We start from the raw sequence: 24,682 nt of genomic DNA on the forward strand, positions 1-24,682 counted from the left end.
AACACCAACGACAAACCGATGCAGGACGGTATGGAGAACCCCACGTGACGAAACCCCGCTTCATCCGCACGGCCGCGGCCGTCGCGACGCTTGCCGCGTGCGGCGCCGCCGCGCATGCGCAGTCGACCCTCACGCTGTACGGCGCGCTCGATGCCGGCGTGCAATACCTGACGCATGCCGACGGGCGCCATTCGGCCGTGCAGTTGCAGAACTACGGCATCCTGCCCTCTCAGGTCGGCCTGAAGGGCAACGAGGATCTCGGCGGCGGCTGGCGTGCGCTGTTCAAGCTCGAACAGGGCCTCAACCTCAACGACGGCACCGCGACCGCGCCCGGCTACGCGTTCTTCCGCGGCGCGTACGTCGGCATCGCCGGGCCCGTGGGCACCGTCACGCTCGGCCGTCAGTTCAGCGTGCTGTTCGACAAGACGCTGTTCTACGACCCGCTCTGGTACGCGTCGTACAGCGGCCAGGGCGTCATCGTGCCGATGAACGCGAACTTCATCGACCACTCCGTCAAGTACCAGTCGCCGACCTTCGCCGGCTTCGACGTCGAGGCGCTTGCCGCGACGTCCGGCGTCGCCGGCAATACGCGCGCCGGACGCGTGCTCGAACTCGGCGGCCAGTACACGAGCAACGGCCTGTCGGTCAGCGCGGTGCTGCATCAGGCATACGGCGATGTATCGGCGGCCGACAACACGTCGGCGCACCGCCGCGAACTCGGCACGCTCGCCGCGCGCTATGCGTTCGCCACGCTGCCGCTCACCGTCTACGCAGGTGTCGAACGACTGACCGGCGACCTCGACGCCGCGCGCACGATCGTCTGGGGCGGTGCGCGCTACCTGACACCGAACGGGATCGGCCTGAACGCCGGCGTCTACCACACCGACTCGCGCGCGCCGGCCATCGGCCACCCGACGCTGTTCATCGCGAGCACCACGTATGCGCTGTCGAAACGCACCGTCGCCTACGTGAACCTCGGCTATGCACGCAACAGCGGCCAGAGTTCGCAGACCGTCTACGAATACGACCCGACGCCGCTCGCCGGCGCATCGCAGTTCGGCGCGATGGTCGGCATGTACCACCTGTTCTGATTCCCCACACGAGACCCCGCCATGAAAACCCTGTCCCCGGATGCCGCACTCCCGCCCGACGGCCGCGCATCGACCTTCGCGCGCTCGACGCTCGTCGCGCTCGTCGTGTTCGCGGCCATCACGCCGCTGCTGCTGCTCGTGGCGCCCGCCGTCGCCGGCCAGCTCGCGACGCAGCTCGGGCTGTCCGCCTCGCAGATCGGCACCTACTTCTTCGTCGAACTCGGCGCGTTCAGCCTCGCGACCGTGCCGTCGTACCTGTGGCTCGGTCGCATCGACGCACGCCGCGTGGCCGCGTTCGCCATCGCGCTGTTCGGCGCGGGCAACCTGCTGACCGCGCTGTGGATGCCGGGCTTCGTCGCGCTGCTCGCACTGCGCGCCGTGACCGCGCTCGGCGGCGGTTCGCTGATGGTGCTCTGCATGACGAGCGCCGCAACGAGCGAGAACAGCGACCGCGTGTACGGCCTGTGGGTCGTCGGCCAGTTGATCGCGGGCGCGATCGGCCTGTTCGTGCTGCCGCATGTGTTCGCGGCATTCGGGCTGCGCGCGCTGTACGTCGCGCTCGCCGGGCTCGCGCTGCTCGCGGCGCCGCTGTCGCGCGGCTTCCCGTCGTCGCTGGGCGCGCGAACCGCGCCTGCGCAACACGCGCGCGGCGCGGCGGCACGGACGCCGCAAGGCTCGATCGTGCTCGCGATCGGCGCGGTGCTGACGTTCTATCTCGCGATCGGCAGCGTGTGGACGTTCGCAAGCCGTGCCGCGGCCGAAGCCGGGCTCGATCCGCAGTCGACCGGCAACGTGCTCGCGATCGCGAGCGTGATGGGCATCGCCGGCGCGGCGCTCGCGTCGTGCGCGGGCGGCCGGCTCGCGCGGCGCGCCATGCTGACGGCCGGTTACGCGCTGCTGGCGGCCTCGCTCGTCGCGCTCGCCGTGATGCGGCAAGCCGGCGGTTACAGCGCGGCGATCTTCGCGTTCAAGTTCGCGTGGACGTTCGTCCTGCCGTTCATCCTCGCGACCGTCGCGCAGATCGATACGTCGGGCCGCCTCGTGGCCACGCTCAATTTCGTGATCGGTGCCGGCCTTGCTGCCGGCCCGTTGCTCGCCGGGCTGATGCTCGACGCCGGCGGCACGATGCACGCGCTGTTCACGGCCGCGACGGCCGTCGCGATCGTGTCTTTCGCCGCGCTGCGCCACATCGATCGCCGCACGCACGCCTCCGTTTCCTCCCAACCGTGACAGGTCTCGCACATCCATGAATCGCACTGCCTTTTTCACCGACGAACGCACTTTCTGGCACACCGGCGGCACGCATGCGCTGTTCTTCCCGGTCGGCGGCTGGGTCCAGCCGCCGTCGAGCGCGGGCTACGCGGAATCGCCCGATTCGAAGCGCCGTTTCCTGTCGCTCGTGCAGGCCTCGGGCCTGGCCGCGCAGCTCGACCTGCGCGGCGCCGAACCGGCAACGACCGCCGACCTGCTGCGCATTCATCCCGCGCACTATCTCGATGCGTTCCGCGCACTGAGCGACGCGAACGGCGGCGACCTCGGCGATCTCGCGCCATTCGGCAAAGGTAGCTACGAGATCGCCGCGCTGTCTGCCGGCCTTGCGATCGCGGCCGTCGATACGGTCGTCGGCGAGCGCGCGGCCAACGCGTTCTCGCTGTCGCGGCCGCCCGGTCACCACTGCCTGCGCGATCGCCCGATGGGCTTCTGCATGCTGGCGAACATCCCGATCGCGATCGAGGCCGCCCGCGCGAAACACGGCATCGAGCGCGTCGCGGTGATCGACTGGGACGTGCATCACGGCAACGGCACGCAGTCGATCTACTACGACGATCCGGACACGCTGACGATCTCGCTGCACCAGGACCGCTGTTTCCCGCCCGGCTATAGCGGCGCGGACGATCGCGGCGAAGGCGCGGGCGTCGGCGCGAACCTGAACGTGCCGCTGCTCGCGGGCAGCGGCGACGATGCCTATCGCTACGCGTTCGAGCGGATCGTGCTGCCGGCGCTCGCGCGTTTCCGGCCCGAGCTGATCGTCGTCGCCAGCGGCCTCGACGCGAGCGCGGTCGATCCGCTCGCGCGCATGCAGTTGCATACCGACAGCTACCGGTTCATGACGCGTGCGGTGAAGGATGCCGCGCAGCGCCATTGCGGCGGGCGGCTCGTGATCGTTCACGAAGGCGGCTATTCGGAGGCATACGTGCCGTTCTGCGGGCTCGCGATCGTCGAGGAACTGGCCGGCATTCGTACCGACGTCGCCGATCCGATGCTCGACCTCGCGATCGCGCAGCAGCCGGGCGAGCGGTTCATCGCGTTCCAGCGCGGGCTGCTCGACGAGCTGGCGGCGTCGTTCGGGTTGTAATGCGCGCTGACGAATGCGCCGGGGCCGGCGGGCGGCGGCCCTCTTGCGCGATCGGAGCGGATGGGGTCTCCTGTGCCTTTATCCCCGTTCCGGCCCGAAGCCGTACTCTTCCGATGAAATCGTCCCCGCGCGACAACAATGACGATGCCAAGACGCGCCGCCAGCCTTCGAAGCTGGCCCTGAACATCGCCGCCGTGACGGTCGGCCTCATCACGTTCGCGCTCGGCGCGGCGTGGGTGATCTATAGCTGGATCGTCGATCGCGAAGCGCAGTATTTCGCGATCCCGCTGGTTTTTTCGGTGCCGGTGATCGTGGCGGTCGCGATCCGGAGTTTCTGGGAGTAGACGCGCCTGAAACGGCGAAGCGCCGCGAGTCGGGTGACGCGCGGCGCTTCGTCGGGCTTGTTCTGGAAAACGCGGCGAGCCCCTCGACTCGCCTGCGCGCCGGTCACAGGCCGGGACGCGGGCACGGATTGGAGACCGCGCCCTGATACCCTCCGGTGACGGCGCCCAGCACGGCGCCGGCCAGCGACGTGCCGAGCGCTTTCAGCACGTTTTCGGTCGACAGCGACTCGCCGCCCGACATCACCCGCCCCGAGTACGCAGAGCACGCCGACGTCGATGCAGCCGCGTGCAGCGGCCTGGCGCTCCATGCGACGTTGTCGGCAGGTGTATTGGCAAAAGCCGGCGCGGCCAGCATCAGCGCCAGAACGGAAATCGTGATGCGTACGGTGTTTTTCATCGGCGGCCCCTCGGTGTTGTCGTACTTCCTGTATTCGATCGCGCTGACGATATTACATGCGGCCGAATTTGAGGGTGCGCTCCTCGTACGGGCTGCACGTCCGCGAACAAGACAGGCATCAACAAAAAAGCGCTGCCGGTCAGCCGACCGGCAGCGCTTTTTCGGGAACAGCACCCTGACGAGTGCATGTTCGACTTCTGGTGCTGAGGCCGGATCCACATTAGTCGCATCTTGCCTTGATTTCGAAGGGATTCAGCGAGTTCGTATTATACGAATGCCCCCATATATGCCCCCAGACAATTTAACTGTAATTCAGGACCGTGATCCGACTCAATGTGTGGGGAAATCATATGCGAAACGAAAAGCAGTGTGGTGGCGAACCAACATGTAGCACTGAGCCGATTCGAAGTGACGTGTCGGCCGTCATTCTCCTCGGGAAGTTCGTTCGCGAATTGGTCGCAAACAAGCACATCCCGATCGAGATCCGTCGTGACGCCGCCATACTCGTCCGCAGCTTGCAGCGCGAGTCGATTTAACGGGTGCGCACGTGCGATACCTAGCGACCAGTGACGTCGGCCAATCGATCCGCAAAGCGTTCAATGGCTATACGCACATCCTCGTAAATCGAGGGTATACGACGATCAAGCCCGTGTTTTTCAACAGTGCCACCATTGCTGATCTCCCAGTCTACATGTGGGCGTGGTGGGACCGCGCGAGCGATGGACAGTTGGCAAGGTGGCAAGACAGCGGAGGCGTACTTCTGGATCGGTACACGTATTCCGACCGAGCTGGTCCAGCCGATGTGCTCGTATTCGTGGAATGTCCGATGACAATGGAGCGATTGATCCGCTCTCACTCCAATACATCGGAATACACGGTGATTCCTGTCCCCCATACGTGGCGCGTACACGAGGAATGCATCGATCTGCGCACACCGAGTGCGGCAGATCTTCGCGCGATTTGGAACGCATGCCACGGGCGGCGGCTGACCGATGAACAACTCGAATCCGAGACCGGCATCGCTCGCCAGCGGGTGACCTACATGCGCAAGAGTCTGAAGCCAGCCGAGGAATGGGAAATGCGTCCGCGGCTCGCCCCTGACGCGCCTGGTTTGTTGCCCGCCTGGAACTGGATTGCAAGCGGACGTACCGAGCTCAAGAAGAACATCCGGGAGGAAGGTCACAAAGCCGCTGTCAAGGAGATGGCGCGCCTGGGACACATCTCAATGACAAAGTGGCAGGTCTATCGACGCGAAGAACCTGATTGGGACGTGCTCGAACGCAAACGTACAGCCGCTATTGAGCATCTTGCTGAAGTTCGATCACTTGTTGAGTCGCTTCCCGACCATCTTCAAGCTTAACGACAGTCTGGCGGATTTCTTTGATGCGAGGGGCATTTGCGTGATACAGCTGGTTGAGCTCAGACAGAGCGTGCTCGATCTCTCGATCACCGACGGCGCGTTGTTCGCCGCCACGCAATGCGATCGCAGCCTGCAGCTTGACCTTGGCCATCGCCGCACTGTCCTTATGGTCAATGGTGGCTAGACCGTGAAGCTCCTCGAGGCCGACAACCTTGTATGCGCGCGTGAGATCCGCTACTCGAGCGTCGAACTGCTCGCTACTCATGCGCGAGTACGCTGGATCGATCTTGACCTTTTCGATCGCTGCGGCAAATCCCTGGAGTTCGGCTGAAGCACGGATGTATCCATCGAGCTCATGAGCTGTGCAGTCGAGCGTCGACGCAGCTAAGAATATGTCCCCCTTAGCCTCTGTCAAGGCGATCTTGATCGTATCCTCAGAGATCAAACCGGCACGCATAGATCGTCTCATTTCAGTAGCTCAGCCCTTTCGCGTAACCCATCTGCTGTAGTTCGGGCAGTTGCTTCTTCAACCTGCCGACACCGATGTCCGTCCGGTAGAACGGGCTATTCGGGATCTTCACCTTCTTGATCGCACTATACGCAGACCGGCGAGCGCCGGTGATCGTCTCGCCGGTACCCGTCGCGATCAGCACGTAGTCGCCGGCCGTCACCGGGCCCGGGAGATCGACCACCTTGCCGTTCACCTCGCGCGGCGCCGTGCCCATCATGACCTCGGAGAAGTGCAGGTGCTCCATGTCCTCGGCCCCGTAGATCGGGATTCCGCACAGCTCCTTGTTCGTGATCTTCGAGTACGGAAAGTCGGGCAGCGCCATCAGGACCGAGATGCACACCTCGTCCACGCGGATCTTCAGCGTGTCGCGGCCCTGGATTTTGTCGGCCATCCACTGAGCCGGGTCGCCCTCGATCAGCGCGGTCAGGTTGTGTCGGATCGGCCAGCCATCGCGCATCGTCCACTCGAGCGGATACGGGCCCTTCCCGTCGGCCGGGATCATGCAGTTCACGTCGACGTACCCGACGTACCCGATTCGCTTCAGGTGCTCCGTGGCGGGCTTCAGCACCTCGTCGGCCAGCTTCGACTGTCGGACGACTCGCACCGTGGTGCCCATCTCACCGGTGTTCACACCGAGGTCGCCATTCATCAGCTTCTTGTTTTCCCAGTTCTCGACCCAGCCGCGCGACCAGCCGTCCGGACCGAAGAAGCCGCCCACGGCCATCTCGATGCCGCTGATCTTCTCCTGCAGGATGAAGCCGTCCTTGCGTGCCGCCGACCGGTACTTGTCGATTTTGTTCCACCGGCCGAGCATGTAGACCATGTCGGCCGCGCTGTCAGCGACGTAGGACATCGCACGCTCGCCGTCGCCGGACGGCTTCGACACAAACGCCTTGCCCTGTTTCTTCACGTAGGCGATCGCAGAATCGTAGTCGTGGAACGTTTTGCCCGGGATGATGCGCATCCCGCACTCCTCCATGACCTTCTGCCCAGCCTCACGGTCCAGCTCCCACTCCACGGCGGCCAGGTTGCAGCCATAGATCGGGTATCCGATCCGGCGGTACGGCTCGAGCATCTCGAGATACGACACGTTGTCGGGCGTGTAGATCAGGTCAGCCCAGCCGAGCCACTTCCGGCGCAACTCGTCGTAGTCGCGAATCTTCGGTACGAAGCCCTCTCCCGCATGCCGATCAGTACCGTCCGCGCGCGGCTTGTCGTACCAGAGAACCTGGTGCCCCCACTCCTGGCAGCGCATCAGCCAATCAAGGCAGTTCGAACCGACGTCGATCGCGAGAATTCTCATTGGGCAGGCGGTCGCTGTAGAAGTTGCTCGGTGATGGATGGGCCGGCGCGGTTGTACAGATTCGCAGCGGCCCAAGGCACGGCCGCTGCGGCGGGGTTGACCCCGAAACCGGCACCGCCGAGCAGACCGGCCACGATGCCGCGCTCGGCCGTGTTCGACGTACCCGGCTCACGCAGGAACAGCGAGCCGATGTCCGCCAGCTTGCCGAGCTCACCGCCCTGGCCCATTGCCATCGCCCGCTTGCCAAATGCGTTCGACGTGGCCGCGCCCATCAGCGCCTTCGGGCTGATGTTGCCGCCCGGGGATTTCGCCACGAGTGGCTCGATCGTCTTCCCGATCGCATACTGTCGGCGCGCGTTCGCGTAGCGTGCAGCCTCGTCCGGCGACAACTGCGGCAGGAATGCATCTTCGATTTCGCCCTGCAGGTCGCTCAGCGCATGCCGCAAATCGCCGTTCGACGTGCTACGGATCGTCGACTTCAGCTTGGTCAGGAACGGGCGCAGCTTCGCGCCAGGCAGCTGCCGAGCGGCTGACGTCGCTCCGCCGCCCGCGAGCGTCTGGCGAGAACCGGCCAGCGCCTCCAGGTCGTCGATATACCCCTGCACGACGCCCTGCACTTCCGGCAGCTGGTTTCCCTTGGCGCGCTGCAGACGGTTCAGGAATGCGTTGTCGACGGGGATGCTGTGCGCGGCCGTGATCGCGTCGATCTCGGTTCCCGACTTCTTCATCGCGTTGGCGTACACCGAGCGCGTCAGCTTGTCGCCTTCGCCCCCGATCGCCTGGATCAAGCGCTGGTTGAACACGCGCTGATTCGCGCCCGACGTCTCGCCAGAGAACGGCACGTCCGACGAGAGCTGCCCGGCGATGCGCCCGAATTTATTCTCGTACATCTGGTCCGGCCGGAAGCGGAAGCCCATCTGGTGGGCCTCGCGTGCGAGCCGCAGCGTTTCCGGATCGACTTCCGGAAACGCGCGAGCAGCGGCACGCGCGGCGCCTCGGCCAGCTGCCTGCGTGCCGGCACGTGCGGCGCCACTCGCGCCTTCCCCGGTCGCCAGTACGCCGCGCGGCACTTCCGGGATCCGCGAGAGCATCGGCCCTTCCACGGGCAGACCCGCGAGCTTGCTGGCATCCATCATCTGGCCGAGCGCCTCGACGTCGTTCCGGCCGGCCTCGGTGCGCGGCTGATACGTCAGCTTGCTGGCCAGCGCGGCGCCCGCCCGGTCACCTTCCTCGATGCCCTGCTGCGTGCCGTACTTGCCGCTCGTCAGAGTCTTGCGGATGCCGTATGCAGCACCCACCGGCGCGGCCAATGCGCCGGTTGCGGCCGACAGCCCGGCCTCCCCGAGCCCGACTGCGCTCTTACCCAGTCCGAGCAGGCGCTCCGCGATGGTGTCGGCATGCTGCGGCATCGTGATCGGTGTCGCGCTATCAGGCGGAAGGCGCTCGAGAGGCGAGACGGGGTCGCGCGGCGCCGGTGCGGCGCCGTACCTATCCCACGGCCCCGTAGCGGATGCGGCCGTGTCCTGCGCGTATTTTTCCCACGGGCCGGCCATTACATCTTCTCCCAGTTGCTTTGTTTAGACGGATCGCCGCCCTTGAACCGGTATCCGCCCTCGACCGTGCCGACAGCGGGAGCGCCCTCGCCGCGACCCGAGATGCGCGCCTTCTGCTGTGCCTGCACTTCGGTCGGCGCCTGGCGCGCCGCGGACATTTCCTTTTCCATCATCGACAGCACCGCGTTGAGTTGCTCGGGCGTGCTGGCGGTAGACAGCAGTTCACGCGCATGCTCCTTGTCGGACACCGTGGGCACGCCGGTCGGGCTGATCGCGCGAGCGTAGGCGTTCACCGACGTGTTCAGTGCGGTGCCGAGCGCAACGATACGGGGGTCGCCGGTGCCCGTTTGGGCCGCCTGCATCGCGCGGTTCACGCCCGGAAATTCGGTGCGCGGCAGTGCGGCTGACGCTTCGCGCACGAGCGGGAAAGTCTTCTGCGCTTCCGCGACGGCCATGCCGATGTTCGCTGCGCGCGTGGCGCCCGTCCGCGCGGCCGCCTTCTCGCCCTGGAAGCCGGCGTTCGCGGCGGCGATATCCGCGCCGGTTCCGCCCGCTTCGCGCTCCTGCCGCATCACTTCACGACGCAGCGCGATGATGTTCTTCGCGCCCTGCGCACCGCGACCGAGGTTCTGGTAGACGGATGTATCACCGGCGCGCGCCTGTTCGGCCAGGAACTTCAGGTCTTCCGCCGAGAATTTCGCATCGTCTCCGTTTGCCATGGCGATCGACTGCCGGCGGAGGGCGATGGATTCTGCGCGTAGGGCATTCGACTCGGCGCGCGCCTGTCGACGGTCTTCACGATTCAGCGCGTTGTCCTCGGCACGCTGATGCAGCGAGTCATAGCGCTCCTGCAATTGCGCAAGCTGCAACTGACGCGTGAACTGTTGCTGGATCTGCGCCGCCTGCCCTTTTGCTTGCGAGTCGAGGATGGGTGTCAGCTGCTGCAAGCCCATCATCAGATCTGCACCGGATAAGCCTTGGTCCTTCAGGACCTTGATCGCACTGTCGAGCGTAAGCGGCCCCCCCAGTTGCTGAGGGATGGACGGCGCTGCCGGTGGTGCGGGGATCTGGGACGGCGCGGGCTGAGCAGGCCCTCCTGCCGTCGGCATGGGCTGGAAAGGGAGCAGCGGCGGTTTGCCGGGCGCGCCAGTACTCATGCCCGGAGGCATCCCTGGGGGAAGCGGCGGCACCTGGCCCGAAGTTCCGCCCGCAGCGACCGACTGCGCCGGCGCGGAAGGTTGGCCCGGATTCGGCGCTTGTGGCGGGGGCGTCATCTGCGCTGGCTGCTGCTGACCTGCGATCAGCTGCGGTAGTGCATTGCCCGCAGCTGTCAGTGCGGCCTGCTGCCGCTGCCGATCTTGCTGCGCCTGTTGGAACTGGGCGAGCTGAATCTGCGCATACTGACGCTGCAACGCTTCGTCCTGAGCCTGCTTCTGGTATTGAAGGAAATATGGAAGCCCTGCGAGTCCGGCCATGGCTTACCCCATCGTGAAACCGTACGAATTCCCGCCGCCCGAGTAGTACGGGTTCGCATTGAATGCGCCGCTGAAATCACCACCACCGAAAGAACCCGTCGTCCCATTGAAGAAGTTGCCGAAGCCGCCTGCGTTCTGGATGGCGTTTCCAATTCCCTGAATCCCTTGGGATACGAGACTCCCGGCGGCGCCAGCCCCTTGCGCCTGGCTTTGGAACGGCACCTGCTGTGCGCCCTGCCCGTAGTTCATGTACGGAATGATCGACGACATGATTCCTTCCGCCGGACCGTAGATGTTCCGATTCATGAACGAACCGTACGTATCGGCGAGTTGCCCCGGTACCGCGGCGAGAGATTGCGAGACGTTGAACGGCAAAGCCCCGCCGGCCAGCGTGTATTGCGGTGCTTGCGTGAGCGCATTGGCACCGGCCTGCCCGTAGCTGCCCGCCGTATTCGCCGCGCCGGTGTAGCCCTGCAAGCCCTGCAAAGCACGCGACAGCTGGTTGTTCTGCCAGTCGATATTGAAATTCGACAGCGCCTGATTCGCCACGCCGGCGCCTGCGGCGGACGAACCCAGACCATACATTGAGTTCGTCACTCCCGTTTGATCCTGCAATTGCTGCACCGTGCGGGCATAGAGAGCGTTCTGCGGATCCAATCCCAGGTTGTAGACGTTCTGCCCTGCACCAAGCAGTTGCCGCTGTGTTGCGAGATCGAGATTCCCGAGATTCGTTAGCGCGTTCCCGGCGTTGGTATAGCCGGCGCCCGCAGCATTCGCTGCGTTCTGGTACCCAGGAGCGTACCGGCTCAATGCAGTCATTCCGTCCTGCAGCGAGTCGAGTCCGTACTGATTCAACGGTGTGTTCTGGGAATACCAGTTGAGATTGGAGAGCAGGCTCTGCCACGTTTGATCGGCGCTGGTCAATCCCGTCGGGACGTAATAGCTACCTCCGCTGTTACCCCCCGACGTACCGGGGGACATCAGTCCGGAGACGAGCGAGCCGCCAACGCCTGCGGCCAGACCGCCAGCAACCGCAGCAAATGGCATGGTTCACCCCTTCATCAAGGTTTCGGGATCCGCCGCGCTCTCAGCGTGAATGCAGAGCCACGTCAGATCAGTCAGAGCGGAGATGCGATGCTCTCGACCTGCTTTCACTTCAAGCATGCATGGGCCATGCAGCACGCTCAATTCGCCGTCGACGTCGAGCATCGCCGTTCCATGCGCGAGGTAGCTCAAATGGTCGTAGTCGTGCACGTGCTTCCGCACTTCTTCGCCCGCGCGCAGCGTCTGCTCACGCGCGTACACGCCGCCGGCAGTGAAGTGATGTTTGATGGTCATTTCTCGCACCGAATCGACACGATCAGCGTGATTCGATCATCGTCGCCATCGTTCACCACCTCGTGCTCCTTCGTGTTGTCGAAGTACCAGACGTCACCCGGAGCCATCACGACGACGTCATCCTCGACACGGTTCATGCATTTCGGGTTCGTCTGCAGCGGCACATATAGCTTCGTGTTGTAGTGCTTCACATGCCAGCTATCATCTGCATGGGGAAGGATGCGCTTCCCGGCCGGCACTTTCGTGATGAGGATTCCGCCCAGGCGTGTACCTTCGACGCGCGTCATCAGACCGAACACAATCGGGCGCACCTGCGGAAGCGCGTACCACTCCGGGTAGAAGATCGCATCGTGCGCGTCGTTGAACCCGGTATAGTCGCCCGCCGCCTTGTACGGCTTCTCGTCGTTGTAGCGCAGCCAGATATCCGACACGTCGGCGTGCGGACTGCCCTCCGCTGTAGTACGTGCGGTATGGCGATTCCAAAGGCCTGGCTGCCGAGCGATGGCAAGCAACAGCGGCGCGGTGTCAATGCCAGCGGCGATCCGGACGAGATTGTTCATTTGCCTTTGACCTGCTGATAAACGTGCATGCCACCAAGACCGAGCATGCCGATCGTGATCGTGGCGAGCTGCGTCAGATCCATTTCCGTCAGAACGATGTGATGCCCGAAAAGCGCAGAAATGTCACTCATCGCCGGGCGCAGAACGAAGTTCCAGGCGTATCCACATACGCACACCCAGCCCATTCCGCCGCGCCAATGTTGTAGCGGATCGGTGCTCTGCGCTTCGGCCTGATTGATCTGCATCTGGCCGGTGATCTGTGCGAGCTCGCCCGTCTGTTGAAGTTGAAGCAACTGAAGTTTCGCCGCGGCAGCCTGCGCCGGATCCGGCCAGACGCGATCGATGATCTTCCCGACGACGTCGGAGACTGCGGAAATCGGATCGAGGAATCCCATCACGCGGCTCCCTTCAAAAGGTTGTTGGCGATGCGGTTCGCCCACCCATGGCTGAACGCCGGCCAGTTGTGCAGGTCAGCGAGATACTTCAGCCGGTAAGCAAGGAAACGCGAGACGATGCGCAGAGGCTCAGTCGCGTTCACTTTCGCGATCGTGACCGGTCCGATACGACCGTCCGGTTCCAGACCTGCAGCACGCTGCAGCCACGTCACCGGCAAGCCCCCGTTATATGCGGCGTCGAATACCTGGAAGGCCACACGTGGGTCAAACTGGTCGCAGTAGTACGGATCCCAGTAGACCCGCTTCGCGATCTGCTTCGCGGTCGCCTGCGCCAGTGCGTGCATGTCCCCACCGTATCCGTTCGCGCGAGCGACGCGGGCCGTGATGCCCCACATCGTCTCTCCGCCAGGGTCGGCGGGGTTGTTCGAATACCCGCCTTCGTTACCCATCAGGGCTTCGAAAGCGTCGTCGAAGCTGCTCACAGCTTGCCTACCGCGCGCAAGATCTGTTCGACCTTCTGCTCAGCGGTGGCCTCGGTATCGTTGACGATCGTCGTCATGCGCAATTCGAGATCGCTGAGTTCCCTTGCAGCGTTGCCGAGACCCACGATTTCCTCGACCTTGTCGACAAAAGCACGGCCTTCATTCGCGAGCGCCTGGAAACGTGCCTCAACGGCGGATTTGATCGATTCGAGCATGCCCATCTCCTAGAAGAATTTCTTCAGGCCGCCACCCGCTCCATAGGCGGCGACGGCAACCAAGGCGTACATGAAAACGCGCCACGCCAGACCGAGAATTCCGCGTCCGACATTGAGCTGGAAACGCTGGGTGATGCCGCTTTCGATCTGCGCGGCAATCGCCTTGACGTCGTCTTCGGTAAGAGTCCGGTTTCCCATGGTTTCCCCAAGTGGTGGTGGAATTGTGGTTCTGTTTCCCATCGCTACTCGAATTCGAAGACGAAGACCACACCTCCGGCTCCGTTTAGCCCGGCGCGCGCTGGTTGTGATGCGAAATTGTTGGCGCCGGCGCCGCCCGCCCCGTACCCAGTGGCAGAAGATCCAAAATTCCCTGATCCTCCTTGCCCCAATGGATTGGATCCGCCATCGCCACCGATGGTGTAATTCGGCAACGCAAAAGATGCCAATCCACTCCCGCCGGTTGTCGAAACCAGAAACAACCCGCTTCCCGAAGGGCCGGCGGCGGCGGCGGCTTGGGCTACAAAGATTCCGGGGCCGCCCGCACCGCCAGTCGCGCTCTGGCCTCCACCCGGCCCCCCCGGGCAAACCAACAACGCTCCAAAGCTCGTTTGTCCACCCGCGCCGCCATTCGCACCCACTGCGCCGACGCCCCCAGCACCAACCGTGACGGTTTGCGCAGCGAGGCCGGACGAGATATAGATCTTTCCGTAGGAACCGGATGAACCACCGCCACCGCATGACCATTGAGCCGAATTCGTAGCCGCGGCCGCGCCGCCACCACCGCCCCCACCGACCGCTTCGACGATGGCTTTGGTCGCGCCGGCAGTCGGTGTATAGGATCCGGACGCCGTAAAAATCTGGACCTTCAAGAAAGAACCGGGCGAGGTAGTTCCGTTCGGCGTCGCGTTTGCGTTGACCTGATTGACGATGAAGTTCAGGTTCGCCATGACCTGCGACGCATCTGCGTTCGTTCCGTTCTGTAGGTTGGCGGGAAGAGTCCCGATGATGTTGGACATGGTCACCCCTGATTCGTGTAGCCGGCGTCCTGATACCGGGCGAAGAAAGTGCCGATTAGGATTTCGTTGACTGGCGTGACCGTCACATCCAGGGACATTTTCTGAAAGACAAGAGCGATCGGCCACGGAACCGAATACACATGAGCGATGTTGGCGTTCGATGACCAGTTCGCCTGCCCCCACTGGAACGCGTTCCACACCGCTCCCGATGACGGGGTTTTCACAAACGTAGACGTAATCGTGTTGTTCTGGTCGTTCAGCGCAGTCAGATTGAAGACGATCGGATTACCAGTCGCTCCGAGTTCGATCGTCGATTCGACGACCTGTATCTGTTGCATGTGGCCGGTCTTCGGGAAATCGCTCGACCGCAAGTGGCACATGAATGGCGCACCGGCATCCAGATAACTCGAGTTAGACGAGGGGATTGTCGTGCTGACAAACAACGCAGCACCCTGAGACGCGCTCGACAATACGAACGACTCTCCATATTGCGAGGCACAGTCATAGGCGAATGAATGGGGACCGGTCCAGCGCTTACGCCGAATGTCGTACCAGTAGTCGTTCGTCTGTTGGATGCCCTGAATCAACGTGGGTACGCACACCCGATAGATGTTTCCGGCAAACGATGCGCTGATTCGAGAAGCCTGGGTCGCATTCTGGAACGGCACCTGCAGATCGGCTGGAAAATCCGTTCCAGGCCGGCTCGACAGCGGCACCAGCGTGCCGAGAAAATTCAGGATGTATGGAGCGTCGACGCCAGCAAAGAAGATGCCGAATGGGCCCTGCACAATGCTGCGCGGCGCGATACAGCCAGTCGTCAGCGAAATGTAGTTCAATGCCAGATTGTTCGTCGTCGGGTCGCCCGTAATCTGCCAGACCTGACTCGCCTTGAACACGACCAAGGCGCCGATTACGCCGGCAGTCGTGGTCTGAATCGGCAGGCCCGACTGTGCGGTAATCGGTGTCGTGTCGCCAACCGTCACGGCTTGAGTTGCGTTCGTGCGAGTCAGAGGATTCAGTGGGTCACTGAATCCGAGCGTATTTCCAACCGCAAACCATGCGCGATTGTTGAAATTCGCAACCGACGTCGGCACCGCTGTCAGCGGATTGGTAGCCAAATTCGACGAGGACCACGCGGGCGTAGCTGGCGTTGCAATGTCAATCACGCCAAAGAAGTTCGATCCCGTTCCGCTAAAACCTGGGTGCGTAATCAAAATCTTCGTGCCTACAACTGCAATGGTGGGCGGCGTCCAGACGCCACTGGTCGTTGGAGATGACGGGACGTTTCCCGATGTCACGCCACTAATCGTAATGAACGAGTTCGTTGCGACGTTGTACGCGAACGGTTCATCGAATCCGGCGTTGCGTCCGCTCGATACCATACCGTACGCTACGTTGCCAATCACGGTATAAACCGAGACGAATGTAGGCGCCGTAAAGCCACTGAAATTCGTAACAGCGGCGCCTACTCCAGGCCTGCCGACAATGATTTCGGGGTTCCCTTGATCGAATACGAGATTCGTCAGAAGCTGGCACGCGCCAGCGAAAGCGTCCGTTGCGTCGAACGCATCGCAAAGGCCCTTCGGCGTGAAGCGGATCGGCTTCGCGTTGCGGATCGCCATGGCGCTAGTCCGTGATCTTCGTCGGCTTCAGCGTGCGGTTCGTGTGGAAACGCCGCGGATCGAGCCGTACCGACTTGACGACTTGTTGTTCGTCGCCCTCCATGATCAGGTGCGTGCGTAGCATTGCCTCGCACTGAGCGCGGAACGATTCCTGACGGACGTCGTCAGTCTCGCTCATCAGCTCGGCTGCTGTGGCCTTGATCAGGTAATTCTGGTCCGGGAACCACGGGATCACCGTCGACGTTTCAGGCGTCGTGATATCCGGCTGCTTCACCATGTACCGGTGAGTCAGAACGATCTGACCGGACGACTGCGGATAGATGAAGAGCTGCCCCGCCGAGTTGTTAGCCTGCGCTGTCGTCTCGTCGTTCAGCAGCGTCATGAACTCGTATGGGTAGTTCGCGATCGAGGGGTCTTTGAATTCCTGGTCCCACTCTTCCGGAGAAATCGGGTGCAGGAAATACGGCAGATTGTTCTGTTGGAAGAACAGGTCGTACGTTCTCAGGTAGTTCAACGGCAACATGAACGGACCGTAGTTGTTCGCTTGCACCGTCACGAACTCGACGATCCGATTGATCTTCAGGTCACGATGTAGCCAGAGATCCTCCAGGACCATGTTCAGATAGACGCCGCCTTGCAAGAGCCAACCAGGAGCTTTTGCAATCGCGCATGCGCGCGCGACGATTTGTTGGGCCTGGAGGTAGGCCATGATCAGGCACCTGCGCGCGCGTCCGCAATCTTCTTGCGCGCCTTTTCGAGTTCGGTCTCGATGCCCTTCAGCTGTTGCGGAGCGTTTTTCAGGTTCGCCTGCTCCTGGCTGGACAGCGCCTTCGCGCCGGGCTTTCCGGTGCTCTTCGCGTTCTGCCGTTCGAGCAGATCCGCATACGAGCGTGCGACATCATCGCGCGCCTTTTCCCACTGTTCGATATGAGCTTCGAGGATCGGGATTTCGAGCATGCGCTGTTGACGTTGGAGCGCTTCACGCACCATGTCCATACGGCCGTCGAGGGAATCCTTCGATTCGCCCTCGACCAGATATCCGCTGGCCGAGAGTTGCGCCTGGTTTGGCGCCGGGAGAGTGATCGTGAAGTTTCCGATCACCGTTGCAGCCGTAACTTCCTGAGAGGCTTGCGACATGGTCTTCCTTTCTGAGTGGTGAATTACGATCGTGCCCAAGCCGGCACAGGTCCGCCTCCGAGCACCTTGTTCTGTGCTTGCCGATACGGATTGAATGCGTGGCCATTGATGTCGTTCTCGTGGACCCAGGTGCGCGCGACCATTTCCTTGATCGAGCGCAGGGTGTCCGTGTCGAACTTGTATGTGTGGCCGTGCAGGAACGGCGTGCCGTTGATCTTCAGGTGTTCGCCACCGCACGGGGCGAGATCGATGCGGTACCACCAGAGATCCGTCTCGCCATCCTCGGCCTTGCCGGCGAAGCGCTCGACGACACCCGATGTCAGAAGAGACGATTGGGCCTGCGCGGACAGGCGCGCCGATTCTTCTTCGGCGATGTCCTTCGCTGCGCCCAGCTTGGCGTTTTCGGCTTCGAGCGCTTTGATGCGTTCGAGCAGCGCTTCGCGGCTTTCCTCAATCGGTGCGGTATCGCCGAGCAATTCGCCGGCGTGAGTCAACTCAGGAACCGGTTTTCCCGGCTCCTGCGAGTTACGTGCGGCCATCAGTTACTCCTTACGGGGTGGTCACGGTACCGCCCTGATAGCCCGGCGCGAATGCGGAGCCGCATTCGACACGGGCCAGGAAGGCCGTGTTTAGCAGGATCGAACCGTAGAACACCTTCCACGACACGACCCGTGTCTGATTCAGCGGATCCGACTTGTCGGCGCCGGTCAGGTAGTGGAACTCGGGGTTCTCGAGCAGCACCTGGCCATAGCTGTGGTTGCCGATGAAAAGCACCGGGAATACCGAGACGCCGGTTGCCGGCGCGGCCGGCGGTACCTGCGAGACGCCGACGCCGGTCAGCGTGATCGTTTGGTTCGGCTGTAGCTGCGTCGCTTGGCCGGCGAGCACGCCGGTCACCGGCACGCCGTTGCCAATCGCCGTGGCGAGGTTCGCCGGGCTGGTGGTCGTGCCGATGTAGACGTTAAACACGTAGTTCGGGAATGACGGCAGCGTTACCGAGATCGAGCCGGTCGGGCCCGTCACGCTGATCGACGACGAAACCTGGTAAATCGTCTGCTCGACCGACGTGAGCGCGGGAGCGGCGGTGACCTGGATGTAATACGTGCCGGTTGCCAATTGGCCTCCGGACGCCGACGCGGAGCCGTTGACCGCGGCTGCACCCGTCCAGTACGGCATCATGTTCGTTTCGCAGAAACGGATGCCGCCGAAATCACCGAGCTCGTTGTTATAGAGTCGGTTGACGTCGCTGTAGGCCCAGGCTTGCTGGACCGAAGTGTTCTCGCGCATGTCCTGCGCCGAAAACGGGCTGATCAACGCGACGTAGTGCTGCTTCACGCGCGGCGTTTGCGACGGGTCGCGATACGCGCCCGCCTCGATCATCATGTCTTCGCGCTCGTCGCCGTTGAAGCGCGGCACGCCGTACGCAGCCATCGACGCGAACAGGCGGTTCGACTCGTGCGGCGACATCACGTTCGATGCCGTCAGAGCAGCGCGGTTTGCGGCGCCGCCGGCGTAGTTCACCTGCGGCGCGGACAGCAGCGTATTGAGCGTGTTGCGCTCGAGTGTTTCCGGCATCTGCAGCGACACCAGTTCGCATGCTTGCTGGAACAGCGGGTGCTTGATCGTGAGGTTCGCCACGTCCGTAATGATGACGCGATCGCCCCACTGCTGCGCGGTCGCGCTGACCTGCTGCAGCGTCATTGCTTCACCCGGAGGCGCGACGCCTTCTTGCAGTGGCGCATACGGAAGCGGCAGGCGCTGGTAGCGCGATGCGGTGTACGTCGTGCCGCGGTTCGTGTCGAGCTTGAGCGGTTTGCCGAACTGATACGCAACCAGTTGGCGTCGTGCGAGCGGCTCGACTTCTTCCTGGATGTACGCTTCGACGTCAGCCGTGAAGCTCGACGACTGGTTCGTCACCCCGGGGAACATGAGGCCCGTCAGGAGGGCCAAAATTTTCGTCAGCATGGTGTCCTCGTGCTGGTCAGATGTTCACGTCGGCCAGACGCGCGGCGCGCTTCTGGTGTTCGGTTTGCCCGCGGCCGGCCGGTACCGTCGAGCGCACGCCCGGCGTCTTGCCTCGCGGAACGTCGGCAGCGGGAGCTTTCGGCTTGGCCTTCGGCTTCAGCTTGCCGTCCGCGATGTCCTTGCCGAGCATGTAGTAGTAGACGGCCTCTCGTGAAGCGTTCCGACCAGCACGGCGCTCGTCCTGAACGGCCTGCTCGACGCGCTCGCGATAGCGCGAGCGATGCGGGTCGCTTGCGATCTTCGATTCAAACAGCGTCTGGTCGCGGAGATCCTGAGCTTGGAACAACGCAGCTTGCGCGGCCTGTTGGCTCTGGCGCAGCGTACGGTTCGACTGAATCTGCCAGCGCTCCATCGGATCCAGATTCGGATCCCGCAGGCGCGCCCCTTCTGCTTCGAAATCGCGATCGACCGACGGCGCAACCGGTGCGCGCGAATCGACCATGCGACCGCGGCGCTCTACTTCTGCTTCGAGTGCTGCGAGTCGTTCGGCTTCCGTTGTTCCGCGGCGAGCAGGCGCTGCCGGCTCAACGAAATCGAAATCGAAATCGTCCTCCGGAACATCAGCAGCGTGATCGCCAGCACCAGAATCACCGCCGCCAGCATCATCACCGCCAGCGTCACCGCCCCCAGCATCGCCGCCAGGATCCGAAGGATTAGCGTCATCGACGCCGGGAAACAGAAAGCCGAGAAGTCGCTGCAGGAGTGTGCTCATTGCGTCATTTCCTTACGGCGTACCGGAACCGACGTTCTGCAGGCTCGCAGTCGTCGCGCTGGTGATGGTGACCACGAAGTCACGGAAGGTGGCCGTCGCGAGGGTCATCGTGCCGCCCAGCGTCCAGCCGGTATTCGTCGTCATGGTCAGTGTCTGCGTGGTGCCGACGTTGATCACTCGAAGCTGCCACGTGATGCCGACCGGATTGGACTGAACGGCGGCCGGAAGCGCAGCGACCAGGTTGGCCACCGTCGGCAGCGTGATCGCGCCGCCCGCACCAAACGTTCCGGTGAATGCGAGGAAACACTGGGCCGCGCCGCAGATTTCGGTAGCAGGCAGCGTTTTCGAAGCCGTCGCAGCGTCTGCGTTGTAGATCGCTTCCTGCAGCGGATTGATGCCGAGAATCGCGTTCCCCAGACCAACCTGATCCGGCAACGCGCCGAGCATCGGGATGTTGGGGGTCTGCCCCGGCCCGATGGCCGGGAAGATGAGGCCAATCACTCGGGCCAGAACGGTTTTGCGCACGATGATCTCCTGATCAGGGTTGCGCAATTTGTATATCGGTTTCCCGCCTCTACCTACGTCTATTAGCTGATAGATCATGTAACGGCGCCGTTGGAGCTGCGCCATCAGCATGTTCAGCAGCCGAAACGAATCCGTCATGTCCTCTGGCGACGCAGCCTGCCCCACGCCAAGCACGTTCGCAGTCTTAAGCGCGAGCGTGATGATGTCTCTAACTGTTGTCTGCGGAGGGACGGTTTGGAGGGCGACTGTCATAATCAGCTTTCAGCGCACATAAATTGCGCGATATCGGTCATTGCTTGAAGTAATTCAACTGCCCGATCAATGTGCTTGTATTCGTGAAGTTGGAGTTCGTAATGTTGCTCGTGCCAGTTGCACCTTGACTGTAGAGATTGACGGTTGTGCCACCGGCCGCAGCTTCTGCGAGAATCGGACCCGTCAGCGATGCCATCCCGGACGCGCCGAGAATGGGTGAGACACCGCCGAAGTAAAAACCACTCGCAGGCCCGGCTTGAATTGGCAACCCAGTCAATGTGGCAGCTCCGGTCGATGACCCCACGGCAGAAAGGGACGTATAGAACTGCACCGCCACTTGCATCCCCTTCACTTCGTATTGACACGATTGGGTGTTGTAGGTTAGACCGGTCGTTCCGCCACCAAAAGCTACGCCGATTGTGCATGCGGCAGGTCCGCCGTAGATCCGATTTCCGCTCGACGAACCTGTTTCGGTTATGCCGTTGTACCCAAGAACCGTATTAGGTGTCTGCGTAAGAGCATGCAGTTCGCTGTTCGTCGTATTGTTCAGAACAACGGCATACGAACTGCTATTGCTCTTGTTATAGTTATGAATATCCGAATCAACTGTTACATTATTGGAATTCGTCACATATACGCCGTTGTCGGCGGTCGCGATGTGTAGCCCGCGAACGGTTGTGTACGTCACACCATTCATCAGAAATGCGTATGTGACACTATTCCCGGCCCATACATTGGAGAACTGGAGATCCTTTACTCCTTGCGCATTTGTTCCCTGTTGAATCGTGATGCTAGGCCCGGTGGTTGTGTCAGACAAAATATTGCTGAAGTGACCAAATTGGCACGGGACTGTACTCTGCACGTAGGAGTACCCGCACAACGCCCAGCCATTTACGCCATTTTCAGATTCATCATTGCTGAATTTTGACCCAGCAAAGTAACGCAGTTCATAGCCGATATTCGATACGCCCTGCACCGTCGTATTCGTGACGATCAGCGCATTGTTCGGCATCGCGTCTGAAACGTTTGTCGGCACGCCTGCATAAAGGCCGTCGTAATTCTGCTGACTGCCGGCACCATAGATGCGAACGTTGTCAATGATGGTCTGCCACTGGTCTTGCATATCCAGCGCGTGATTGCACCCAGTGATAAACAGATCGCGAATGATGCCGCTATTGACGTAAGTGAAACTCACGCCATGTGCGCTCGTGTTCGACAAGCCTGGGCATTGAATCCACAACGACTGGACACCAACGTTGTTGTCCACCGCAGAAAGCGTGCCATTGTCGATGATTGCCGGGGCATTGGCAGTCTGCCGGATGACCGTCGATTGGCGGCTCTCGCCCTCCAGCATTACGCCACTCTTGCCAGTCAGGTTTAGTGATGCACTGATCTTGTACGTCCCGTGCGGGAACAGGACGCGGACGCCGTTCTGCACGACGCTGGAAACTGTCGCAGCGTAGTTAATGGCGTTTTGGATGCCCGTAGTGCTATCCGTCGTCCCGGTCGAATCGACGCCCGTGAAATCGAGAACGGAAAACGATTCTGCGAATTTGTTAGCAAGTGTGCGTGCACCACTACCAGAAGCGCCTTGCAGATATTGCAGCTGACTAGTTGCTCCCGTTGACGTATTTGCTCCAGTCCCGCCGGATGCAATAGGAACCGGCGTCGAAAACGTCGGCGCATTCGTGACGGTCAAGCCGTTGAGCGTCGCGAGGCCACTCGAATTAAGTGTCGTGAACGCCCCGGTGCTGCCAGAGATCGGCGTTCCTGCGATCGTCCCACCCGTGATCGCGGCATGCGGAATCGTAGCCGTCCCATTCACTGACAGATTGTTATAAGTCGGCGACGGATAACTCTGAGCAACCGCCAGAGACGAAACCAGAAAGAGGAAGGCCGAAAGCAGTTTCTTCATGACTTTGCGAGCGTTCCGCCGTTGTTCCACAAGACGCCCGACGTTGCCGGCAAAGTGGTTGGCAAACTGTTGAACCAGGCGAGCATCAGCGCCGAAAAGATCGGGCCAGCGCCGTTGGCAATCTGATTGAGCGCAATGGTCGTCTGCTGTGCGAGAGCATTTACTGCGGCCTGGATGGTTTCCGGCGGTGCGTCCTTGCCTTCCGCGCGGATCATCGGTGGAACAATGCGGAATGCGTCAGACATGGAGCGCCTCCAGCCTTTCCTGCGAACTCGGATGCAGCGCGCTGCCCGGGTGCGGATGCCGTCGGAGGAACATGCGCATACCCGCGGCAAGTCCCTGTTTCTTCACGTACTGATCAGCGGCCAGTTCCTGCTCGCGCACGTGGGCGAAAACCCACTCTGGACGGAAAATCAGTTGCAGCGTCAGCAACCACCAGAGGCGACGCCATGGATCCCGGTTGATCAGGTGTGCGCGCTCGTGCGCGATCACGGCATCCTTTTCGATCTCTGTCAGCGATCGAAAGAAGATGCCAGTCTGGATGGTTCCCCACGGGGTGCACCGGGCCACGAAGCGTTTCATCGCGACCCCGCCATCGGTGATGCAATTTGATCGGGATGAATCATGCCGGCCGGACCCTGCGGCCTCGGCTGTCCGGGTTGCGCGCCCGAACGAGGTGTACCAGCGACACCAGGCCCCGCGCCACCAGGCACGCCCGTCTGACCCTGTGGTTGCTTCGGTGCCATCTGCGCCTGAAGCTTGGCTTGCATAGCCTGCTGATGCTGCTGAATGTGCGCGCGGAACAGGCCTGCGGCGTCACCAGTGAGTTGCGCGGCCTGCAGGTGCGAAGCGATATGTGCCCTGTCGTCATCGGCCTGGTGGATCTCAGCCGGTAGACCGTTGTGCATCATCAAGTTCTCGTCCTGCGGATCGAGATGGAACAGGTTTCGCTCGTCGATCAGGATGCGCGGCGCCACTTCCGGCCCAAAGATCTGCTCAGTGCCGTACTCAAGGATCGGGCCGATGTTCAGACGCCGGCCGTCCAGCTGCTGCGGCGGGATGCCGCGCAAGACGTTCATCCACGCGATCATCTGCTGCATGCGCTGCAGGTTCTGTTGATACGATGTGCCGCACCAACGGAAGAAGTAGCGCTCGCCAAAGGCCTGCGGCGGGATCACCTGCAGGTTCGCGCGCGCGCCAAGCTCACCGAGCACCTCGACGGTCAGTTCTTCGGTACGGAACTGTCGGTCGAGCTCAAACATCCATTCAACCAGCGGATTGAGGATGACCTCCTCATACCGCTTCGCGTTGTCGATGATGTTCGATTCTTGCTGCTGCGCCATTGCAGCCATCTGCGCCTGATTCTTGCGACCGGTGGGCATCTTCCCGAGCATGGCGTCATTGACGTCCATCGACTCATTGATCTGCTGCTTCAGGTTCTCGCAGAGCGGGATCGCGTCCTTGTAGATGGCCGGGAAATTCGCGAACTTCGTTTTGCTCGGGTCCGTGAGCCATACCGCGGCGAGCCCGACCACCATCGACTGGTAATTCGGGTTCGACAGCGGGTCGACCATGGTGATCGGCAGCAGACTGTATTGCGCCGAGTCCTGCCCCATGTTCCAGAAATCGTTCAGGTTCCACTGCAGGAACTTGACCGGCTCGATCTTCGAGATCCCGAAGAACGAGCCCGTTATGCGCTCGATCGGGGCTGAAATGATCGGCCGCTTGCCCGACCAGAACGGGTTCCGGATTATCCCGAGGATCACGTCCTGGCCGGCGAAATACACGAAGCACGGCTCCCTGCCCTTGCCGAGGTCCAGGTTCGTGTGAACCTCGTAGATCAGCGCGTACTTGAACGTGCCTTCCGTGCGGATGCCGGCATCGCCGGTGCGCTTCTTCGGCGGGACGTACTTCTCGCGCCCGCCGTCCGGCTTCGCGAGGTTGTCGACCAGTTCCTTCGCCTCGACTCCGACGAATATGCCCTCGTCGACGAACCGTTCCACGGCATCGATCGTCAGGCGCAGCCGAATCGCGGTCGCAGTGGCCTTCTCGATGTCGTTGCAGGTCGGCGGATAGACGGCCAAGTCCTCGGTCGCTG

29 protein-coding genes are annotated in these 24,682 nt (G+C 62.2%); 5 read left to right on the top strand and 24 right to left on the bottom strand.

Annotation, left to right across the window (positions count from 1 at the left end):
- Positions 1-44 precede the first annotated feature (44 nt).
- The 4 genes from PQB87_RS10755 (at position 45) to PQB87_RS10770 (ending at position 3,791) form a co-directional block, all read left to right on the top strand.
- Positions 45-1,091: a porin gene (locus PQB87_RS10755; RefSeq protein WP_489241695.1), complete on the top strand. Its 1,047-nt coding sequence runs from the start codon at positions 45-47 to the stop codon at positions 1,089-1,091.
- Between the two features lie 21 nt (positions 1,092-1,112).
- On the top strand, positions 1,113-2,321 hold the full coding sequence (locus PQB87_RS10760) for an MFS transporter (RefSeq protein ID WP_060057496.1): 1,209 nt from the start codon (positions 1,113-1,115) through the stop codon (positions 2,319-2,321).
- 16 nt (positions 2,322-2,337) lie between these two features.
- Positions 2,338-3,447, top strand: a complete 1,110-nt coding sequence (locus tag PQB87_RS10765; protein WP_021160393.1) for a histone deacetylase-like amidohydrolase — start codon at positions 2,338-2,340, stop codon at positions 3,445-3,447.
- Between the two features lie 113 nt (positions 3,448-3,560).
- Positions 3,561-3,791 (top strand): hypothetical protein, encoded by a 231-nt coding sequence (locus PQB87_RS10770; protein WP_021160392.1) that lies wholly within the window; start codon positions 3,561-3,563, stop codon positions 3,789-3,791.
- A 103-nt stretch (positions 3,792-3,894) separates the two neighbouring features.
- Here the strand turns inward: PQB87_RS10770 and PQB87_RS10775 are convergent, their stop codons facing one another.
- The gene (locus PQB87_RS10775) at positions 3,895-4,362 is read right to left on the bottom strand and encodes a hypothetical protein (RefSeq protein ID WP_489241698.1); all 468 of its coding nucleotides are present in this window, start codon (positions 4,360-4,362) and stop codon (positions 3,895-3,897) included.
- A 652-nt stretch (positions 4,363-5,014) separates the two neighbouring features.
- On the opposite strand from PQB87_RS10775, the gene PQB87_RS10780 reads away from it, so the two are divergent.
- Positions 5,015-5,548, top strand: coding sequence for a hypothetical protein (locus PQB87_RS10780; protein WP_489241700.1), 534 nt, complete (start codon positions 5,015-5,017; stop codon positions 5,546-5,548).
- On the opposite strand, the gene PQB87_RS10785 is transcribed toward PQB87_RS10780, so the two are convergent.
- Genes PQB87_RS10785 through PQB87_RS10895 form a run of 23 tightly spaced genes read right to left on the bottom strand, consistent with a single transcriptional unit; the run spans position 5,484 to position 24,668 of the window.
- Complete coding sequence (locus tag PQB87_RS10785) at positions 5,484-6,005, bottom strand: hypothetical protein (protein WP_489241702.1); 522 nt, start codon at positions 6,003-6,005, stop codon at positions 5,484-5,486. The genes PQB87_RS10780 and PQB87_RS10785 overlap by 65 nt on opposite strands.
- Before the next feature lie 13 nt (positions 6,006-6,018).
- Positions 6,019-7,362 (bottom strand): phosphoribosylglycinamide synthetase C domain-containing protein, encoded by a 1,344-nt coding sequence (locus tag PQB87_RS10790; RefSeq protein WP_489241704.1) that lies wholly within the window; start codon positions 7,360-7,362, stop codon positions 6,019-6,021.
- The gene (locus PQB87_RS10795) at positions 7,359-8,915 is read right to left on the bottom strand and encodes a hypothetical protein (RefSeq protein WP_489241706.1); all 1,557 of its coding nucleotides are present in this window, start codon (positions 8,913-8,915) and stop codon (positions 7,359-7,361) included. Before PQB87_RS10795 ends, PQB87_RS10790 begins: the two co-directional genes overlap by 4 nt.
- Positions 8,915-10,390: a hypothetical protein gene (locus PQB87_RS10800; RefSeq protein ID WP_489241708.1), complete on the bottom strand. Its 1,476-nt coding sequence runs from the start codon at positions 10,388-10,390 to the stop codon at positions 8,915-8,917. Before PQB87_RS10800 ends, PQB87_RS10795 begins: the two co-directional genes overlap by 1 nt.
- A 3-nt stretch (positions 10,391-10,393) precedes the next feature.
- Positions 10,394-11,437 (bottom strand): hypothetical protein, encoded by a 1,044-nt coding sequence (locus tag PQB87_RS10805; protein WP_489241710.1) that lies wholly within the window; start codon positions 11,435-11,437, stop codon positions 10,394-10,396.
- Between the two features lie 3 nt (positions 11,438-11,440).
- The gene (locus tag PQB87_RS10810) at positions 11,441-11,728 is read right to left on the bottom strand and encodes a cupin domain-containing protein (protein ID WP_489241712.1); all 288 of its coding nucleotides are present in this window, start codon (positions 11,726-11,728) and stop codon (positions 11,441-11,443) included.
- A complete protein-coding gene (locus PQB87_RS10815) occupies positions 11,725-12,288 on the bottom strand; it encodes an aspartyl/asparaginyl beta-hydroxylase domain-containing protein (protein WP_489241714.1) in 564 nt (187 codons plus the stop codon). The genes PQB87_RS10810 and PQB87_RS10815 overlap by 4 nt, the downstream gene beginning before the upstream one ends.
- On the bottom strand, positions 12,285-12,683 hold the full coding sequence (locus tag PQB87_RS10820; protein ID WP_105818585.1) for a 3TM-type holin: 399 nt from the start codon (positions 12,681-12,683) through the stop codon (positions 12,285-12,287). The genes PQB87_RS10815 and PQB87_RS10820 overlap by 4 nt, the downstream gene beginning before the upstream one ends.
- Positions 12,683-13,165 (bottom strand): glycoside hydrolase family 108 protein, encoded by a 483-nt coding sequence (locus tag PQB87_RS10825; RefSeq protein WP_489241716.1) that lies wholly within the window; start codon positions 13,163-13,165, stop codon positions 12,683-12,685. The genes PQB87_RS10820 and PQB87_RS10825 overlap by 1 nt, the downstream gene beginning before the upstream one ends.
- Positions 13,162-13,380, bottom strand: a complete 219-nt coding sequence (locus tag PQB87_RS10830; protein ID WP_489241718.1) for a hypothetical protein — start codon at positions 13,378-13,380, stop codon at positions 13,162-13,164. Before PQB87_RS10830 ends, PQB87_RS10825 begins: the two co-directional genes overlap by 4 nt.
- A gap of 9 nt (positions 13,381-13,389) precedes the next feature.
- On the bottom strand, positions 13,390-13,620 hold the full coding sequence (locus PQB87_RS10835) for a hypothetical protein (RefSeq protein WP_489241721.1): 231 nt from the start codon (positions 13,618-13,620) through the stop codon (positions 13,390-13,392).
- 2 nt (positions 13,621-13,622) lie between these two features.
- Positions 13,623-14,396 carry a glycine-rich domain-containing protein gene (locus tag PQB87_RS10840; RefSeq protein ID WP_489241723.1) on the bottom strand — a complete coding sequence of 258 codons (774 nt, stop codon included), beginning with the start codon at positions 14,394-14,396 and terminating at the stop codon, positions 13,623-13,625.
- 2 nt (positions 14,397-14,398) lie between these two features.
- Positions 14,399-16,018, bottom strand: a complete 1,620-nt coding sequence (locus tag PQB87_RS10845) for a hypothetical protein (protein ID WP_489241725.1) — start codon at positions 16,016-16,018, stop codon at positions 14,399-14,401.
- Positions 16,019-16,022: 4 nt separating this feature from the next.
- Complete coding sequence (locus tag PQB87_RS10850; RefSeq protein WP_489241727.1) at positions 16,023-16,727, bottom strand: hypothetical protein; 705 nt, start codon at positions 16,725-16,727, stop codon at positions 16,023-16,025.
- A 2-nt stretch (positions 16,728-16,729) separates the two neighbouring features.
- Positions 16,730-17,155: a hypothetical protein gene (locus tag PQB87_RS10855; RefSeq protein WP_489241729.1), complete on the bottom strand. Its 426-nt coding sequence runs from the start codon at positions 17,153-17,155 to the stop codon at positions 16,730-16,732.
- 23 nt (positions 17,156-17,178) lie between these two features.
- Positions 17,179-17,694, bottom strand: a complete 516-nt coding sequence (locus PQB87_RS10860; protein WP_489241731.1) for a hypothetical protein — start codon at positions 17,692-17,694, stop codon at positions 17,179-17,181.
- A 10-nt stretch (positions 17,695-17,704) separates the two neighbouring features.
- The gene (locus tag PQB87_RS10865) at positions 17,705-19,120 is read right to left on the bottom strand and encodes a N4-gp56 family major capsid protein (RefSeq protein WP_489241733.1); all 1,416 of its coding nucleotides are present in this window, start codon (positions 19,118-19,120) and stop codon (positions 17,705-17,707) included.
- 16 nt (positions 19,121-19,136) lie between these two features.
- Positions 19,137-19,892, bottom strand: a complete 756-nt coding sequence (locus tag PQB87_RS10870; protein ID WP_489241735.1) for a hypothetical protein — start codon at positions 19,890-19,892, stop codon at positions 19,137-19,139.
- A gap of 12 nt (positions 19,893-19,904) precedes the next feature.
- Positions 19,905-20,669: a hypothetical protein gene (locus tag PQB87_RS10875; RefSeq protein WP_489241737.1), complete on the bottom strand. Its 765-nt coding sequence runs from the start codon at positions 20,667-20,669 to the stop codon at positions 19,905-19,907.
- Positions 20,670-20,706: 37 nt separating this feature from the next.
- A complete protein-coding gene (locus PQB87_RS10880) occupies positions 20,707-22,584 on the bottom strand; it encodes a glycosyl hydrolase family 28-related protein (RefSeq protein WP_489241739.1) in 1,878 nt (625 codons plus the stop codon).
- The gene (locus PQB87_RS10885) at positions 22,581-22,829 is read right to left on the bottom strand and encodes a hypothetical protein (protein WP_489241741.1); all 249 of its coding nucleotides are present in this window, start codon (positions 22,827-22,829) and stop codon (positions 22,581-22,583) included. Before PQB87_RS10885 ends, PQB87_RS10880 begins: the two co-directional genes overlap by 4 nt.
- Positions 22,822-23,166 carry a M48 family metalloprotease gene (locus PQB87_RS10890; RefSeq protein ID WP_489241743.1) on the bottom strand — a complete coding sequence of 115 codons (345 nt, stop codon included), beginning with the start codon at positions 23,164-23,166 and terminating at the stop codon, positions 22,822-22,824. Before PQB87_RS10890 ends, PQB87_RS10885 begins: the two co-directional genes overlap by 8 nt.
- Positions 23,163-24,668, bottom strand: a complete 1,506-nt coding sequence (locus tag PQB87_RS10895) for a hypothetical protein (protein ID WP_489241745.1) — start codon at positions 24,666-24,668, stop codon at positions 23,163-23,165. The genes PQB87_RS10890 and PQB87_RS10895 overlap by 4 nt, the downstream gene beginning before the upstream one ends.
- Positions 24,669-24,682 lie beyond the last annotated feature (14 nt).

This window comes from Burkholderia sp. KL41, from assembly GCF_057005415.2.

Excerpts from the sequence above, each read along its gene's own strand:
- PQB87_RS10790 (WP_489241704.1), bottom strand. The coding sequence starts at position 7,362 with ATGAGAATTCTCGCGATCGACGTCGGTTCGAACTGCCTTGATTGGCTG.
- PQB87_RS10835 (WP_489241721.1), bottom strand. The coding sequence starts at position 13,620 with ATGGGAAACAGAACCACAATTCCACCACCACTTGGGGAAACCATGGGA.
- PQB87_RS10840 (WP_489241723.1), bottom strand. The coding sequence starts at position 14,396 with ATGTCCAACATCATCGGGACTCTTCCCGCCAACCTACAGAACGGAACG.
- PQB87_RS10875 (WP_489241737.1), bottom strand. The coding sequence starts at position 20,669 with ATGACAGTCGCCCTCCAAACCGTCCCTCCGCAGACAACAGTTAGAGAC.
- PQB87_RS10770 (WP_021160392.1), top strand. The coding sequence starts at position 3,561 with ATGAAATCGTCCCCGCGCGACAACAATGACGATGCCAAGACGCGCCGC.
- PQB87_RS10815 (WP_489241714.1), bottom strand. The coding sequence starts at position 12,288 with ATGAACAATCTCGTCCGGATCGCCGCTGGCATTGACACCGCGCCGCTG.
- PQB87_RS10805 (WP_489241710.1), bottom strand. The coding sequence starts at position 11,437 with ATGCCATTTGCTGCGGTTGCTGGCGGTCTGGCCGCAGGCGTTGGCGGC.
- PQB87_RS10860 (WP_489241731.1), bottom strand. The coding sequence starts at position 17,694 with ATGGCCGCACGTAACTCGCAGGAGCCGGGAAAACCGGTTCCTGAGTTG.
- PQB87_RS10845 (WP_489241725.1), bottom strand. The coding sequence starts at position 16,018 with ATGGCGATCCGCAACGCGAAGCCGATCCGCTTCACGCCGAAGGGCCTT.
- PQB87_RS10880 (WP_489241739.1), bottom strand. The coding sequence starts at position 22,584 with ATGAAGAAACTGCTTTCGGCCTTCCTCTTTCTGGTTTCGTCTCTGGCG.
- PQB87_RS10865 (WP_489241733.1), bottom strand. The coding sequence starts at position 19,120 with ATGCTGACGAAAATTTTGGCCCTCCTGACGGGCCTCATGTTCCCCGGG.
- PQB87_RS10795 (WP_489241706.1), bottom strand. The coding sequence starts at position 8,915 with ATGGCCGGCCCGTGGGAAAAATACGCGCAGGACACGGCCGCATCCGCT.
- PQB87_RS10870 (WP_489241735.1), bottom strand. The coding sequence starts at position 19,892 with ATGAGCACACTCCTGCAGCGACTTCTCGGCTTTCTGTTTCCCGGCGTC.
- PQB87_RS10785 (WP_489241702.1), bottom strand. The coding sequence starts at position 6,005 with ATGCGTGCCGGTTTGATCTCTGAGGATACGATCAAGATCGCCTTGACA.
- PQB87_RS10890 (WP_489241743.1), bottom strand. The coding sequence starts at position 23,166 with ATGAAACGCTTCGTGGCCCGGTGCACCCCGTGGGGAACCATCCAGACT.
- PQB87_RS10800 (WP_489241708.1), bottom strand. The coding sequence starts at position 10,390 with ATGGCCGGACTCGCAGGGCTTCCATATTTCCTTCAATACCAGAAGCAG.
- PQB87_RS10820 (WP_105818585.1), bottom strand. The coding sequence starts at position 12,683 with ATGGGATTCCTCGATCCGATTTCCGCAGTCTCCGACGTCGTCGGGAAG.
- PQB87_RS10810 (WP_489241712.1), bottom strand. The coding sequence starts at position 11,728 with ATGACCATCAAACATCACTTCACTGCCGGCGGCGTGTACGCGCGTGAG.
- PQB87_RS10780 (WP_489241700.1), top strand. The coding sequence starts at position 5,015 with ATGACAATGGAGCGATTGATCCGCTCTCACTCCAATACATCGGAATAC.
- PQB87_RS10830 (WP_489241718.1), bottom strand. The coding sequence starts at position 13,380 with ATGCTCGAATCGATCAAATCCGCCGTTGAGGCACGTTTCCAGGCGCTC.
- PQB87_RS10850 (WP_489241727.1), bottom strand. The coding sequence starts at position 16,727 with ATGGCCTACCTCCAGGCCCAACAAATCGTCGCGCGCGCATGCGCGATT.
- PQB87_RS10855 (WP_489241729.1), bottom strand. The coding sequence starts at position 17,155 with ATGTCGCAAGCCTCTCAGGAAGTTACGGCTGCAACGGTGATCGGAAAC.
- PQB87_RS10765 (WP_021160393.1), top strand. The coding sequence starts at position 2,338 with ATGAATCGCACTGCCTTTTTCACCGACGAACGCACTTTCTGGCACACC.
- PQB87_RS10760 (WP_060057496.1), top strand. The coding sequence starts at position 1,113 with ATGAAAACCCTGTCCCCGGATGCCGCACTCCCGCCCGACGGCCGCGCA.
- PQB87_RS10885 (WP_489241741.1), bottom strand. The coding sequence starts at position 22,829 with ATGTCTGACGCATTCCGCATTGTTCCACCGATGATCCGCGCGGAAGGC.